The sequence below is a fragment of the Vagococcus fluvialis genome, assembly GCF_003337315.1.
In the GTDB taxonomy this organism is placed as follows: domain Bacteria; phylum Bacillota; class Bacilli; order Lactobacillales; family Vagococcaceae; genus Vagococcus; species Vagococcus fluvialis.
Genome location: NZ_QPJV01000004.1, coordinates 35,440 through 49,095, shown reverse-complemented (window position 1 = coordinate 49,095; position 13,656 = coordinate 35,440). Strand labels below are relative to the sequence as shown.

The following is a 13,656-nucleotide window of genomic DNA, read 5'->3' as shown; positions in this document are numbered from 1 at the left end:
AATGAACGATGTCATATCACATAAATGTCCTAACTGTGATGGACCTCTACTTTTTAATCCTGAAGAGCAATCTTTTCACTGTGAATATTGTCTAAGTGTTTTTAAAGAAGATGATATTCAATTAAAAAAAGAAGAATCTAATGTAGAGGAAGTTGCTAAGGAAACATTTAATCTATATGCATGCCCTAGTTGCGGAGCTGAGGTTGTCACCGAAGAAACAACTGCAGCCACATTTTGTTACTATTGCCATAACCCTGTTGTATTAAAAAACAGGGTGTCAGGTGAATTTTTACCAAATGCTATTCTTCCCTTTAAGATTTCTGAAAAAGAAGCGAAAAAGAAATTTATTGAATGGGCGAATTCTAAGAAATACATCCCTAAAGATTTCTTTGACCAAAGTCAGATTGAAAAAATGACTGGTGTTTACTTCCCTTATTGGAATGTTAATGCCAATATTTCTGGAAGTGTTAAAGCTAAAGGAACTAAAATTGATATTTGGCGTGTTGGCCAAACTGAATACACACGCACAAGACGTTATGATTTATTAAGAAAAGGCGATATTTCATTTAAATCATTACTTAAAACAGCACTATCTAAAAACGTCAAACAAAACATGATTGATTCAGTGCAACCTTTTCCAATTGAAGAATGCCAAACTTTTGATTCTAAATTTTTATCAGGTTTTCAAGCTGAAAAACGTGATTTAGAGTTTCAAGATATTAAAGATTCTGTTCAAAGTGAGTTAAATCATTATTCTGAGAATTTACTTTTAGAAGAAATTGTTGGTTACGGAACTATTACTCAAACTAAAAGTAAAATCAATCTTCTTGATCAGTCTAATGAATATTACCTACTTCCTTTATGGATAGTTACTTATAAAAATAGCTCCGGTGAAGAGCCATACTACTTTGCTATGAACGGTGTGACAGGTAACACAAGTGGTGTTCTACCAATTCAAAAAAGTAAATTAATGACTCATACTGCTGGAATTGCTGCCCTAGTTGGCTCGCTAATTCTATTAGGGGGGTATTTGCTATTTTAATCAAAAAAAGACATTTACTTACCTACCTTTTAGTTTTATTAGGGTTAAGTTTTCTCTTACCATCCTCTTTAGTATCTGCTGAGGAGAACACTTCTAAACGAGTTTATGATGAAGCTAATTTGTTTACTCCTAAGGAAATTAATTCTTTTGAGAAAGAGATTAACCAAATCAGAGAGACTTATAAAACAGATGTTGTTATCTATACGACGTTATCGACTGATGGGAAAGCACCTAAAGATTTTGCTGCAGATTTCTATGACTATAACGGGTTTGGTATTGGTGAGACCAAAGATGGCTTAATTTTTCTAATCGATATGGGAAGTAGAAAATATCAAACTGTAACAACTGGTAATACTATCGCTGTTATAAATGATAGCCGAATCGATAAGATGAATGGCCATCTTGAAGATTCATTAAGAGATCAAAGATATGGTGATACCATAGAAACTCTTTTCTCAGATGTTACATCTTATTTAAAACAAGGACCAGCCAAAGGTTATCGTTATAACCCTGAAACTGGACAAAGTGAAAAAGTTAGATATATTTCTGCTACTAAAATCATTATTGCTTTAGTAGTAGCAAGTATTAGTGGTGGGTTATTCTATTTCCGAGTAACATCCACTTATAAATTAAAAAAATCAACTTATCACTATCCTTATCGAAATCAAAGTGAGGTTAACCTGACTGATTCTCAATCTGTTAAAACAGCAGATTTTGTGACAACTAGACATATTCCAAAACCACCATCAAACTCTGGTGGTGGTGGAGGCGGATCTTCTACATTTACCGGTAGTAGTGGTACTAGTCATGGTGGCGGAGGGGGAAGCTTCTAAAAAAGAGGATGACTTTTTACAGTCATCCTCTTTTATTTTATGATAGATGTTACTTTTTGTTGTGAACAAAAAAGTATGGTTGTTTTTATACGACTAATAAATACGGATTTTCTAAGTAATAGATAATTTGAGCTAAAAACTCAGCTGCTGGTGAACCATCTACTACTTGGTGATCAAATGTTAAGCTTAAAGGTAATTCTTGAATTTCTTTGATTTCTTTTTCTTCATTAAAGACTAATTTAGCAGTTGTTGCTCCAACACCTAAAATACCAATTTCAGGTGTGTTTAAGATTGGTGTGAAGTATTCTACTCCTGCTGTACCTAAGTTAGTTATTGTGAATGTTGAACCACTATATAACTCGCCAGGCAATGTTCCTTCGATAGCTTGAGAAGTTACTTCTACAAATCCTGCTCCAATTTGACTTAAAGATTTTGTATCTACGTCTTTAATCACTGGAACCACTAAACCATCATCAACAGCTACGGCAATTCCCATATGTACTGAATCATGTTTAATATGTTCAACTCCATTATATGAAGCATTCATCTCAGGTTTATCTTTTAACGCTAAACTTACTGCTTTAACTAGTAATGTATTAATGCTTAAGGCACTTTTGCTCAAGTTATCTCCAGCTTTTTCTTTTAAGTCTTTTCTAAAGGCTAATAATTTAGTGATATCTGCTTTTCGATGTAGTGTTAATTGAGCTGATTGATTTAAACTATTATGCATTCTTTGAGCAATAACTTTACGCATACCTTCTAAACCTTCACCTGTTACTTGAGACACAGTTGAAGTCATAACTTGTGGAATAAATCGGTCCACATCACGTCTTGTAATTCTTCCATTACCACCAGTTCCAATAATATCTTCTAATTCATAACCTTTATCAGCAGCTATTTTTCTAGCTAATGGTGTGGCGAAAATACGCTCTCCTGAAACTCTTTTAGGAGCTGATGTTGGAGTTACTTTTGCTTCTTCTTTAACTTCAGTCACTTCTTCAGCTATAGACTCAACAGGTGCATCTCCACTCGGAACCTCTTCACCTTCTGCTCCAACGTAACCAATCACACCTTGACAGACAGCCTCTTCACCATTATCTACTGTAATTGCAAGTAGCACACCATCAACTGGTGACTCCACATCATGAGTTAATTTTTCTGAACTAATAGAAACAACTGCCTCTCCTTTAGCAACAGGATCTCCAATTTGTTTATACCATTGATCAACTGTTCCTTCTGTCATTGTTAAACCTAATGTTGGCATTAATAATGTTTCTGCCATTTTTTTCACCTACCCTTTATTTTAAGTCTTTAATTAATTCTTCTGCTTCTTTTAAAACTTTGTCTTTATTTGGTAAATAAAGTGCTTCTAAATTACTTGCAAATGGTACTGGTGTATTTGGTGCACAAATACATTTGATTGGTCCATCTAAGTAATCAAAAGCTTTATCTCCAACTACTGAGGCAATATCAGTTGCTGTATTATTGTGTGGGTTAGCCTCATCAATAACAATTAAACGACCCGTTTTTTCAACTGACTTAATAATAGTTTCTTGATCCCATGGAGCTACTGTGATTAAATCAATGACTTCAACTGAAACGCCAGATTTTTCTAATTCTTCAGCTACTTCTAACGCAACATAAAGCATTTTTCCAATCGTCACAATTGTTAAATCGCTACCTTCACGTTTTACTTTAGCTTTTCCAATTTCTACTTTGTAGTATTCTTCTGGCACATCATCTTTAATTCCGTATAAAGTTTTATCTTCTGAGAAAATAACAATATTATCGTCTTCAATAGCTGAGATTAATAAACCTTTTGCATCATATGGATTAGAGGGAACTACTACCTTTAGTCCAGGAATCGAACCAAACATTCCATAATATGAACCTGAATGTTGTGCTGCTGCTGAAGCTCCAGCTCCGTGACATGTTCTAACAGTCATTGGAATAGTCGCTTTTCCACCAAACATATAACGCATTTTTGAGCCTTGAGCTAATAATGTATCAAAACAAAAACCTAAGAAATCATTAAACATTAATTCTGGTACAGGGCGTAAACCAGTAGCTGCTGCCCCAACTGAAGCACCCATATAGCCCATTTCAGAAATCGGTGTATCAATAACTCTTTCATAACCGTGTTTTTCAACTAGGCCTTTGGTAACACCGAATACGCCACCCCAAGCACCTTCACCTTCAAGATGATCAATATGAGTTCCACCTGCGATGTCTTCACCTAAAAGAATAACGCGCTCATCTTTCTCCATTGACATATCTAAACCTTCATTAATTGCTTGCATAAAAGTAATTCTTCTACTCATTGTTGTCACTCCTTATTATTAAATTTATTAGATAGACACATCTTCATATAAAGCTTCTGGTCTTGGTACTGAACTTTCTCTTGCAAAAGTAACCGCATCTTCAGTATCTTTAACTGATTGAGCTTCAATTTCATCTGCAACTTTTGCTGATAACCATTTATTCTTAATCGCTACTTCTCTAAATTCAACGATGTTATCAATATTAGCGTAGTCTTTTTCTTCGCCATCTTTTGCTTTGTATTTTTGTTCGTCTCCTTCAAAGTGTCCATAATTTCTATAAGTAACACACTCTAAAATAGTTGGGCCTTCTCCGCGTCGAGCTCTATCAATTGCTTCTCCAGCTGCTTCATAAACTGCTACTAAATCTTTTCCTTCAACACGAACGCCAGGAATTCCATAAGCAACACTTCTTTCAGCAATTGTATTAGATCCTGATGCATATTTAACTGATGTTGATTCTGCAAATCCATTATTCTCACAAACAAATACTACTGGTAAATTCCAAATAGCAGCCATGTTTATTCCTTCGTGGAAAGTTCCTTCATTTGCTGCACCGTCTCCAAAGAAACAAATTGCTACATCATCAGTTTTAAGATATTTATTACGAAGACCTGCTCCAACAGCGATTGGGAATCCTCCACCAACCATTCCGTTTGCACCAAGCATCCCCTTATCAATATCAGCGATATGCATCGAACCGCCTTTACCTTTACAAAGACCAGTTTCTTTACCAAAAATCTCGGCCATCATTCCATTTAAATCACAGCCCTTTGCAATACAGTGGCCATGTCCACGGTGAGTACTAGTAATATAGTCTTTGTCAGTTAAGTGAGCACAGACGCCAGTTGCTACTGCCTCTTCACCTGCATATAAATGGACAAACCCTGGAATTTCACCAGTTGTAAAAATACGATGAACTTCATCCTCAAAGTTCCTGATGTCGTTCATTGTTTTGTAAATCCACTCTGCTTTTTGTTTTGTCATTTTTTCCATTTCTAATTCCTCCTTAGAAAATCATTTCACTAGCCAACTCACCAATCATTTCTGATAAAGTTGGATGTGCAAATGTCATTTTTTCGATTTCTTCTAAACGTCCCTCAGATTCTTTTACTGCTAAAATGGTGTGTATCATTTCTGTTGCGTTTGCTCCAACAATCACTCCACCTAAAATTTCATGATTGATTTTTTCTGAGATTATTTTGACAAAGCCAGTTGTTTCATTCCCTGCAATAGCGCGACCATTTGCCGAATAATTTGTTTTAGATATTAGTACGTCATAACCTTTTTCTTTTGCTTCGTTTTCACTTAACCCAAAGCTTGCAATTTCAGGATGCGTGTAAACACAACGAGGAACTTGTTCATTTTTTAATGGTGCTTCTTTGTCAGCAAACATATGCCTTACAGCTTTAATGCCTTCTTTACTTGCAGCATGAGCTAACATAAAACCATCAACAATATCACCAACTGCATAAATTGAATCAACTGATGTTTGATAGAAACGATTTACCTCAACAAATTTTTGATTAGCTGTTTTAGTAATGCTTAATGAATCTAAAATTTCTAGATTCCCTCTTCTTCCCGTTACAACAAGCAACTTATCAAAATCAATAGATTGATCAGGTAACTGCATACTTGATTGAGTCACTTGATTTATCGTTGCTCCTTCAATCAGTTTGACACCCATTTTTTTGAGTTGATTTTTGATAATCGCAGTTGCTTCCTTGTCTTCTGTCATTAAAATACTTGGAGCTACTTCTATTACTGACACCTCAACACCAAGGGGAGCCATAGCAAAAGCTAATTCAATCCCAATGACTCCACCACCAATAATAGCTAATTTTTTAGGTAGTTCTTTTAAATCAAAGAAAGTATCTGTTGTTAAATAATTAACTGTATCAATTCCATTAATTGGTGGAACAAAAGGTTTACTACCTGTTGCTAATAAAATAAAATCAGTTTCTAAAGATTTACCATTCACACTCACTTCATGTTTACTCTTTAGGCTTGCTTCTCCTTCAATGTAATCAATGTTGTGCTCTTTAAATAAGTAGTGAATACCTTGCTGTAACTGATTAACCACACCATCTTTTCTCTCTACTAACTTAGGATAATCAATTGTTGTTACTTGATTATTGATTCCAAAACGGTTAGCTTCCTCTAACTCTTCAACCCAATTTGCATGTTTCAGATAGGCTTTCGAGGGAATACAGCCAACATTTAAACAAGTACCTCCGATTTTTTCTTTCTCAATGACTGCTACTTTTTTACCTAGCTTAGCAGCTTCAATTGCAGCTACATAACCACCAGGCCCCGCACCAATCACAATCAGATTGTACTTTCTCATAACATCACCTTCCTTTAATAGTCTTACACTTTCTTATTAGCAATTAGCGTGCCAATTAAGAAAGCGCTTTAAATAAAACTTTTTTGTTTTTAAATTTGTGAAATCGAACAAAATCGTCTCACTAGTGTTGCAACAAAATGAGAGGTTGTGACAGACATATTTATCAAAAAAAGAGACGGACATTCTTGTCCATCTCTTTAAGTCTTCTCTTATTTATTTGTGAATTTGGATTTGATACTTATCTATTTTACGATACAAAGTACTTCGTGCCATATTAAGTTTATCTGCTGTTTGAGTTAGGTGGTAATTGGTTTCTTTTAAAACATTCATAATCTGTAGTCTTTCATCTAGAGAAGTATCTGCTTGTTGATTCATCTTAACTGAACCTATAGAAATTAAGTCTATGACTTCTGCTTTACTTGGCTCAAAACTTGGAAAATATAAATGCAAGCGCTCAAGGAAGTTTTGAAACTCTCTAATATTTCCTTGCCATTCAAATTCTTTAGCAATTTCACTAATTTTTGCTTTCCAATTTGGTTGCCAATTTTTTCGTTTACAGAAATCCTCAACTAAGGTTTCAAAGTCTTCTTGTCTTTCTCTAAGTGAAGGTAAAATTAATGGTATCACGTATAAACGATAGAATAGATCTTCTCTAAAATCACCAGATTTCACTAACTCTTTTAAGTCCTTATTACTTGCTGTAACTAATCTAAAATCAACTTCTAATTCTTTATCACTACCAATCGGTGTGATTTTCTTCTCTTCTAATGCTCTAAGAAGAGCAACTTGCATTCTTTTAGACATACTATCAATCTCATCTAAAAAAAGCGTCCCATGATCTGCTTGTTGAATTTTTCCTTGGTAACCAGAAGAGCTGGCACCAGTAAAAGCACCTGGTACATAACCAAATAATTCACTTTCAAGTAAAGATTCACTTAATGCCCCGCAGTTAACTGAAACTAACTGCCCAAATTGACGATTACTATTAAAATGAATGGTTTTAGCTGAAACTTCTTTTCCACTACCAGTTTCTCCGTATATATGAATCGGAAGCTCAGATTTTGCTGCTTGAGACAACTGATTTAAGAACTTTTGATAATCACTGTTTTTTGATGTAATACCAAAACTAACTAAAGAAGGTTCTTTAACTGTTTGCTCAAGTTGATAACAAAAACCTATTAGTTGGTTCTCTTGATATAGTTTTTTCTTATGGAAGGGTTCAAATTGTTTTGTAAGTGACTCATTAATAATTTCACCCTCTATACTACTATCGAGTAAATGATAGTCATCTGAAACTGAAAGAATTTTGCCATCTAAGCCAACTAATACTGATTGTTCGAAGGGTTGATTTAACGCTTCTAAAAATTGCTCTTTCTTTTCTATTAACTGCTTTTCAGCTACTTTATGTTGTACATTTTTAGCAATCATTTTCAAAGCAAAAAGAGTGTAATTTGTTTCACTAAAATTTTCCATTGTAGAGACATTTAGACAAGCAATCACTTTATCATTGCCATCTAAAATTGGTGTTGAAGTACATGTGAAAGGATGAGAAGCTTCTGAAAAATGTTGAAATCTTTCTACAGTAACACTTTCTAAAGTTCGTAAAGCTATTCCAATGGCATTTGTTCCAACAGCTTTTTCTGTCCAAACACTACCTTCTGAAAAATGAATATTATTAGCTAAATGTCTTGTTTCTTGATGTCCATCACGCCACAAAACAACCCCTTGATTATTGGTTAAAATAAAAAGTGGTTTTTTAACATAAAAAAATTCATTTAAGCGCTTTATTTCATTTTTAACTGTTCCTATTAAAAATGAAAGTTCTTGCTTTTTGATTGATAGATCATATTCTGAAACTCGCTCTAGTCCTTGTTTTGAGTAAGGATTCACATCGTTTTTCATACAATATTCCCAAGATTCCGCAATATAATCAGGCAGCAGCTCTTCACTCAGCTCGTGTGATTGTACATATGAAAGCCATAAATCTTTTGTTTTCAACAGCTTCACTCACCCTTCTTATTACTTTAAGTATATCATCTTTTCACAATCTTTTATATCTCAAACAAAATAAAAAAGCAAGAGACATCAGAATATTCTTACGTCACTTGCTTTTAAGTTAACTATTTTATTTTTGAAGTTGTTCAGCAAATTCATTTATTTTACGAATTCTGTGATTAATACCAGATTTTGTAATAGGGCCACTTGGTAAAATTTCACCAAGTTCTTTTAAACTAATTTCTGGATTTTCTAATCTGACTTCTGCTACTTCTCGAAGTTTTTCAGGTAATGAATCTAATCCTACTTTATCTTCGATTAATTGAATATTTTCAATTTGTTTTTTCGCAGCATCTGCGGTTTTATTCATATTAGCATTTTCACAGTTCATTAATCTATTTACTGAATTTCTCAAGTCACGCACAATACGCACATCTTCAAACTTAAGCATGGCATTGGTCGCACCAACTAATACTAAAAAGTCAGCAATTTCTTCTGCCCCTTTTAGATAAGTAATGTGACCATTTCGCCTTTCAGTCACTCGACCATTTAGACCGTAGTAGATTAACATGTCACATAAATCCTGACACTGCTCTTCATACATAGAATAAATTTCTAAATGATAACGACTTGTCTCAGGATTATTAACTGAACCACCAGCTAAAAAGGCTCCTCTTAAATAAGAGCGCATTTTCTGTTCATTTCCCATGATTGTTGGTGACACACGGGTATTAAACATAAATCCATCCATAATTTCCAAGTCTTCTAAAATACTTTGTGTTTCTTGTTTTAGACGCACAATGTAGACATTATTTTTCTTTAATTTCATTTTACGTCTTACTAATAATTCACTATTTACATGATAATGATCTTTTAAAAGTGTATAGATTCTTCGAGCTATCGCAGCATTTTCAGTTTGAACATTTAAAACAAATTGCCTATTAACAAGAGTAACAGCACCATTCATACGAATAAGTGCTGCTAGTTCTGCTTTAGCATGTTCAATATGTACTTCTAATGTGGTCAGTTCTTTTTTTACATCAGATGCAAAAGACATCCTGACTCACCCCTTTTTCTTTAATATTTCGTTCCAAAAACTAAACGGAATAACTCTTCAACTACTTTATTCCCATCATGAAAAACTCCGCCATCTCGCAACTCTAAAAAGTCAGCTGAAATCACACGGCACTCTTCATCTCTTAATGTTTTAAAATCATGTTTCACTTGGACTAAGTATTCATCATACACATCAAAATCCATATAACCATCTGGTATTGGCTCAGTATTAACTAAGACAGTATCAATAAATTTGGCATTTAGATGTTCATGTAACACTTTAACATGTTCTGCGTCAGAAAAATGTTCTGTCTCACCTTTTTGAGTCATAATGTTACAAATATAAACTACTTCACCATCTGATTCAACAATCGCTTTACCTAAATCTTCAATCATTAAATTTGGTAAAATACTTGTGTAGAGACTTCCTGGCCCTAAAACAATCATATCAGCTTCTTTAATAGCTGATATAACTTTTCTAGCAGCTTTTGGTTTTTCATCATCATCAGTATTTGTCACATAAACATAATCAATTTTTTTACGGTCTTCAGCAATTTTTGATTCACCTTCTACCTCAGAACCATCTACAAATTTAGCATGTAGGGTTAAAGACTTTTCTGAAGCAGGATAGATATGTCCATCAACATGCATAAATTTTGTTAATAATTGAATCGCATCATAAGTACTCTCTTTCATTTCAGAAAGAGCTGCAATAATTAAATTTCCAATTGTATGATCGGCTAAAAAATCATCTTCCTTTTTGAATCGATATTGAAAAATTTTCTCATACATTTGTGGCATATCTGATAAAGCCACTAACACATTTCTTAAATCTCCAGGAGGGCTCATGTTAACACTTTCTCTTAACTTGCCACTGCTTCCCCCATCATCTGCAACAGTTACAACAGCTGTAATATCAGCACTTTGATATCTTAAGCCTTTCAAAATAACAGGCAAACCTGTACCGCCGCCGATGACCACTATCTTAGGTCTTCTAATTCGGTAGGTTTTCATGATCGGTTCACAGTTTCCTTTCTTTTCCCTATATCGCGATGTGTAATATTTGTTTTATAGTCTTCTGAAATTCGTTTACCTAATCTTTCAGTTAAGGCTACTGAACGGTGTTGCCCACCAGTACAGCCAATGGCAATCGTTAAACTCATTTTTCCTTCTTTAATGTAGCCAGGTAAGATTGATAACATTAATTTTTCATATTGTTGATAAAAATCTTCCGTCATCTCACTTGCCATAACATAGTCATAAACTGGTTTATCTTTTCCTGTCATAGGACGTAATTCCGGCACATAATGAGGATTAGGTAAAAATCTGACATCCATTACCACATCTGCATCAATTGGTAATCCGTATTTAAAGCCAAATGAAACCATTTCAACACGGAAAGTCGATGTATCATTTGATTTAAAGTTAGCCATAATTTTTTCACGTAGTTCTCTTGGTGCTAAATTAGTTGTATCAATAACTAGTTGAGCTTCACCTTTTAATTCACTTAATAAACTACGCTCTTTAATAATTCCTTCTGTCACTAAACCATCCATAGCAAGTGGATGAGTTCTTCTTGTTTCTTTATAACGAGATACTAACTCTTTGTCTGAAGCCTCTAAAAACATAATCGTTGTATCTACTAATTTTGTGTTTTCAATTTCAATTAACATACTTTGAATTTCTTCAAAAAAAGCACGTGATCTTAAATCAATAACTAGAGCAATTTTTGTAATTTTTCCAGATTCTTTAATTAATTCCCAAAATTTTGGAATCAATGTTGGAGGTAAGTTGTCAATACAGAAAAAGCCCATGTCCTCAAAGCTTTGTACAGCAACGGTTTTTCCAGCCCCACTCATACCTGTAATTACAACTAATTGAAGACTATCTATTTGTTTTCCGTTCATTTTCTTCACTCCCTATTCTCAATTCTTATATTATAACATACCTGGTGTATCATAAGATAGTCATAAATATGTTTTGACTTTTTCAAACTAACGTTATATAGTTAGTTACATAAGTAACTAACCGATTAAGCGATGAGGTGAATTCATGGAATTTAATTACACAAGCGACAAACCACTCTTTCAACAAGTAGCTGATCAGATTTCTTTAGGTATCTTAAACGGAGCTTATGAAGAAGGTCATCAGATTCCATCAACAACTGAAATTTCTAAAAGTTATCAAATTAACCCTGCAACAGTGTTAAAAGGGGTGAATATTTTAGTAGATGATGGATTGATTGAGAAAAAAAGAGGAATTGGAATGTTTGTTTTAGATGGAGCAAAGGAGAAAGTTAGGATGATTAGAAAAGAAGAATTTTTGACTAAAGATGTTAATAAATTAATTGAAGAAGCTAAAAAATTAAATATTAATTTAGATGAACTTAAAGAAATTCTTGAAAGAGGGTATCGAGCATGACACTAGAAATTAAAAATATCACTAAGAAATACAAAGAAAAGCAAGCTTTAACTGAAATTAATCTTACTCTAAAACCAAATACGATTTATGGGTTACTTGGTAGAAATGGAGCTGGTAAAAGTAGTTTACTTAATATTATTAATAGCCGCAGTATTCCTAGCAGTGGGGCTGTTATGTTAGATGGCGTTTCTATTTTTGATAATGAAGCACTCCTTAATAAAGTCTATTTAATGAGTGAAGATAATCTATTTCCTTCTAATATGAAAATTAAGGACATGTACAAAATTTCCGAGGCTTTCTACGGTTCTTTCGATTGGAAATTAGCAACTCAAATGACTGAAGCATTTGAATTAAATACTAAATTAACATTCAAAAAATTATCAACAGGTTATCGAAGTATTGCAAAATTAATAGTCGCTTTGTCAGTACCATATGATTACATCTTTTTAGATGAACCTGTTTTAGGATTAGATGCTGCTCATAGAGAATTATTTTATTCTTATTTAATTGAAACTTACGAAGAAAGAAGTCGTTCTTTTATTATTTCAACTCACTTAATTGAAGAAATTTCAACGCTTTTAGAAAATGTCATTGTAATTAATGATGGTCGAGTTAAAGTAGATAGCGATGTTGAAACTTTAATCAGAAGTAATTTTGCTCTTTCTGGACCAAAAGATATGATAACTGATATAGCAGAAAACTATTCCTTAATTGGTAGTGAATCCCTGGGTGATTACTATACGGTATATTTAACTGGTACGATACCTACTGATTTGCCACAGGAAGTTACAGCTAAACCCGTTACACTTCAAAATTACTTCGTTCAATTAACTAAAAGAAAGTAGGTTCTATAAATGAAATTATCAACGGCATTTTCTTATCGTTTAAAATACCAAATGAAATCAATTAGTTTCTTTTTTGGTTATTTCATCTTTTTCTCAATTTTATTTCCTTTAATTAGTATCTTAATTTCTGGTACAGATGTTACTATTAGATCCGACGCTATGTTTACGTCATTCGTTTTTGTTTTTGTTATCGCCTTATTTGGTGTTAGTACAGATTTTAAACTATTTATTCAAAACGGAATGTCTCGAAATAATATTTTTATCAGCTATTTAATTTCAAATACAACTATTTCAGCATTTTTAGCAGCCTTTTTGATTGTCTTTAAATTAATAGCAAATAATTTATTAGTAAATTATTTAAAAATAACTCTGTTTCTTTCTGATATTTATGTTGGAGATAACTATTGGCAAAGTTTTTTATTCTTATTTTTATTCTTTTTATTTGGTGCTTCTTTATCATCTGTGATTGGAACATTCCATGATCGAGTTAGCGGCTATAAAAAAAATGTAACTATCGCAACTGTTATCATCATTCCACTTGTTTTGGGTATTATTCTTCAATTAGGTGGTCCTATTCTTAAAAGTCATTTTTTTAACTTTTTAAAAACAATCGTCGGATTCACTGAAACAGGACTTACTATTATCCCTGTTTACATCACTCTTTTCGTATTAATTTTTATTTTTTCAGTCATAACCTATTTAATGAACTACAAACGAGAAATCAGAAGAGTAAATGATTAATCAAATAAAAAGAGCAATGACATTAGCTAATAAAATGTACCCTATGTCAAGGACATAA

The 13,656-nt window shown here is 33.2% G+C and carries 13 protein-coding genes; 5 read left to right on the top strand and 8 right to left on the bottom strand.

Translation table 11 applies throughout. The features are described from left to right. Position 1: 1 nt before the first annotated feature. Both DFR54_RS05260 and DFR54_RS05255 read left to right on the top strand, forming a co-directional pair. Entirely contained in the window at positions 2 to 1,042 is a 1,041-nt protein-coding gene (locus DFR54_RS05260) for a TFIIB-type zinc ribbon-containing protein (protein WP_114289236.1), read from the top strand. Continuing rightward, positions 967 to 1,875, top strand: coding sequence for a TPM domain-containing protein (locus DFR54_RS05255; protein WP_114289234.1), 909 nt, complete (start codon positions 967 to 969; stop codon positions 1,873 to 1,875). The genes DFR54_RS05260 and DFR54_RS05255 overlap by 76 nt, the downstream gene beginning before the upstream one ends. Before the next feature lie 85 nt (positions 1,876 to 1,960). On the opposite strand, the gene DFR54_RS05250 is transcribed toward DFR54_RS05255, so the two are convergent. From DFR54_RS05250 to rapZ, 8 genes are all read right to left on the bottom strand, one after another. After that, positions 1,961 to 3,157: a dihydrolipoamide acetyltransferase family protein gene (locus tag DFR54_RS05250; protein ID WP_114289233.1), complete on the bottom strand. Its 1,197-nt coding sequence runs from the start codon at positions 3,155 to 3,157 to the stop codon at positions 1,961 to 1,963. Between the two features lie 16 nt (positions 3,158 to 3,173). Beyond that, positions 3,174 to 4,196, bottom strand: a complete 1,023-nt coding sequence (locus tag DFR54_RS05245) for an alpha-ketoacid dehydrogenase subunit beta (protein ID WP_086341488.1) — start codon at positions 4,194 to 4,196, stop codon at positions 3,174 to 3,176. A 27-nt stretch (positions 4,197 to 4,223) separates the two neighbouring features. After that, positions 4,224 to 5,189, bottom strand: a complete 966-nt coding sequence (locus DFR54_RS05240) for a thiamine pyrophosphate-dependent dehydrogenase E1 component subunit alpha (protein ID WP_114289232.1) — start codon at positions 5,187 to 5,189, stop codon at positions 4,224 to 4,226. 13 nt (positions 5,190 to 5,202) lie between these two features. After that, positions 5,203 to 6,540 (bottom strand): dihydrolipoyl dehydrogenase, encoded by a 1,338-nt coding sequence (gene lpdA, locus DFR54_RS05235; RefSeq protein ID WP_114289230.1) that lies wholly within the window; start codon positions 6,538 to 6,540, stop codon positions 5,203 to 5,205. Between the two features lie 213 nt (positions 6,541 to 6,753). Further along, complete coding sequence (locus DFR54_RS05230; RefSeq protein ID WP_114289228.1) at positions 6,754 to 8,538, bottom strand: sigma-54-dependent Fis family transcriptional regulator; 1,785 nt, start codon at positions 8,536 to 8,538, stop codon at positions 6,754 to 6,756. A 127-nt stretch (positions 8,539 to 8,665) separates the two neighbouring features. Continuing rightward, complete coding sequence (gene whiA / locus DFR54_RS05225; RefSeq protein ID WP_086341484.1) at positions 8,666 to 9,592, bottom strand: DNA-binding protein WhiA; 927 nt, start codon at positions 9,590 to 9,592, stop codon at positions 8,666 to 8,668. A gap of 20 nt (positions 9,593 to 9,612) precedes the next feature. Continuing rightward, a complete protein-coding gene (locus tag DFR54_RS05220) occupies positions 9,613 to 10,605 on the bottom strand; it encodes a gluconeogenesis factor YvcK family protein (RefSeq protein WP_086341483.1) in 993 nt (330 codons plus the stop codon). Beyond that, the gene (gene rapZ / locus DFR54_RS05215) at positions 10,602 to 11,498 is read right to left on the bottom strand and encodes an RNase adapter RapZ (RefSeq protein ID WP_114289226.1); all 897 of its coding nucleotides are present in this window, start codon (positions 11,496 to 11,498) and stop codon (positions 10,602 to 10,604) included. Before rapZ ends, DFR54_RS05220 begins: the two co-directional genes overlap by 4 nt. A gap of 145 nt (positions 11,499 to 11,643) precedes the next feature. On the opposite strand from rapZ, the gene DFR54_RS05210 reads away from it, so the two are divergent. Genes DFR54_RS05210 through DFR54_RS05200 form a run of 3 tightly spaced genes read left to right on the top strand, consistent with a single transcriptional unit; the run spans position 11,644 to position 13,598 of the window. Next, the gene (locus DFR54_RS05210) at positions 11,644 to 12,012 is read left to right on the top strand and encodes a GntR family transcriptional regulator (RefSeq protein ID WP_114289224.1); all 369 of its coding nucleotides are present in this window, start codon (positions 11,644 to 11,646) and stop codon (positions 12,010 to 12,012) included. Then, positions 12,009 to 12,857, top strand: coding sequence for an ATP-binding cassette domain-containing protein (locus tag DFR54_RS05205; RefSeq protein WP_114289222.1), 849 nt, complete (start codon positions 12,009 to 12,011; stop codon positions 12,855 to 12,857). The genes DFR54_RS05210 and DFR54_RS05205 overlap by 4 nt, the downstream gene beginning before the upstream one ends. A 9-nt stretch (positions 12,858 to 12,866) precedes the next feature. After that, positions 12,867 to 13,598 (top strand): hypothetical protein, encoded by a 732-nt coding sequence (locus tag DFR54_RS05200; RefSeq protein WP_114289220.1) that lies wholly within the window; start codon positions 12,867 to 12,869, stop codon positions 13,596 to 13,598. Positions 13,599 to 13,656 lie beyond the last annotated feature (58 nt).

Bases quoted from the DNA above. Each gene is read 5' to 3' on its own strand.
- DFR54_RS05205 (WP_114289222.1), top strand. From the start codon at position 12,009: ATGACACTAGAAATTAAAAATATCACTAAGAAATACAAAGAAAAGCAA.
- DFR54_RS05220 (WP_086341483.1), bottom strand. From the start codon at position 10,605: ATGAAAACCTACCGAATTAGAAGACCTAAGATAGTGGTCATCGGCGGC.
- DFR54_RS05210 (WP_114289224.1), top strand. From the start codon at position 11,644: ATGGAATTTAATTACACAAGCGACAAACCACTCTTTCAACAAGTAGCT.
- lpdA (WP_114289230.1), bottom strand. From the start codon at position 6,540: ATGAGAAAGTACAATCTGATTGTGATTGGTGCGGGGCCTGGTGGTTAT.
- DFR54_RS05260 (WP_114289236.1), top strand. From the start codon at position 2: ATGAACGATGTCATATCACATAAATGTCCTAACTGTGATGGACCTCTA.
- DFR54_RS05250 (WP_114289233.1), bottom strand. From the start codon at position 3,157: ATGGCAGAAACATTATTAATGCCAACATTAGGTTTAACAATGACAGAA.
- rapZ (WP_114289226.1), bottom strand. From the start codon at position 11,498: ATGAACGGAAAACAAATAGATAGTCTTCAATTAGTTGTAATTACAGGT.
- DFR54_RS05200 (WP_114289220.1), top strand. From the start codon at position 12,867: ATGAAATTATCAACGGCATTTTCTTATCGTTTAAAATACCAAATGAAA.
- DFR54_RS05245 (WP_086341488.1), bottom strand. From the start codon at position 4,196: ATGAGTAGAAGAATTACTTTTATGCAAGCAATTAATGAAGGTTTAGAT.
- whiA (WP_086341484.1), bottom strand. From the start codon at position 9,592: ATGTCTTTTGCATCTGATGTAAAAAAAGAACTGACCACATTAGAAGTA.
- DFR54_RS05240 (WP_114289232.1), bottom strand. From the start codon at position 5,189: ATGGAAAAAATGACAAAACAAAAAGCAGAGTGGATTTACAAAACAATG.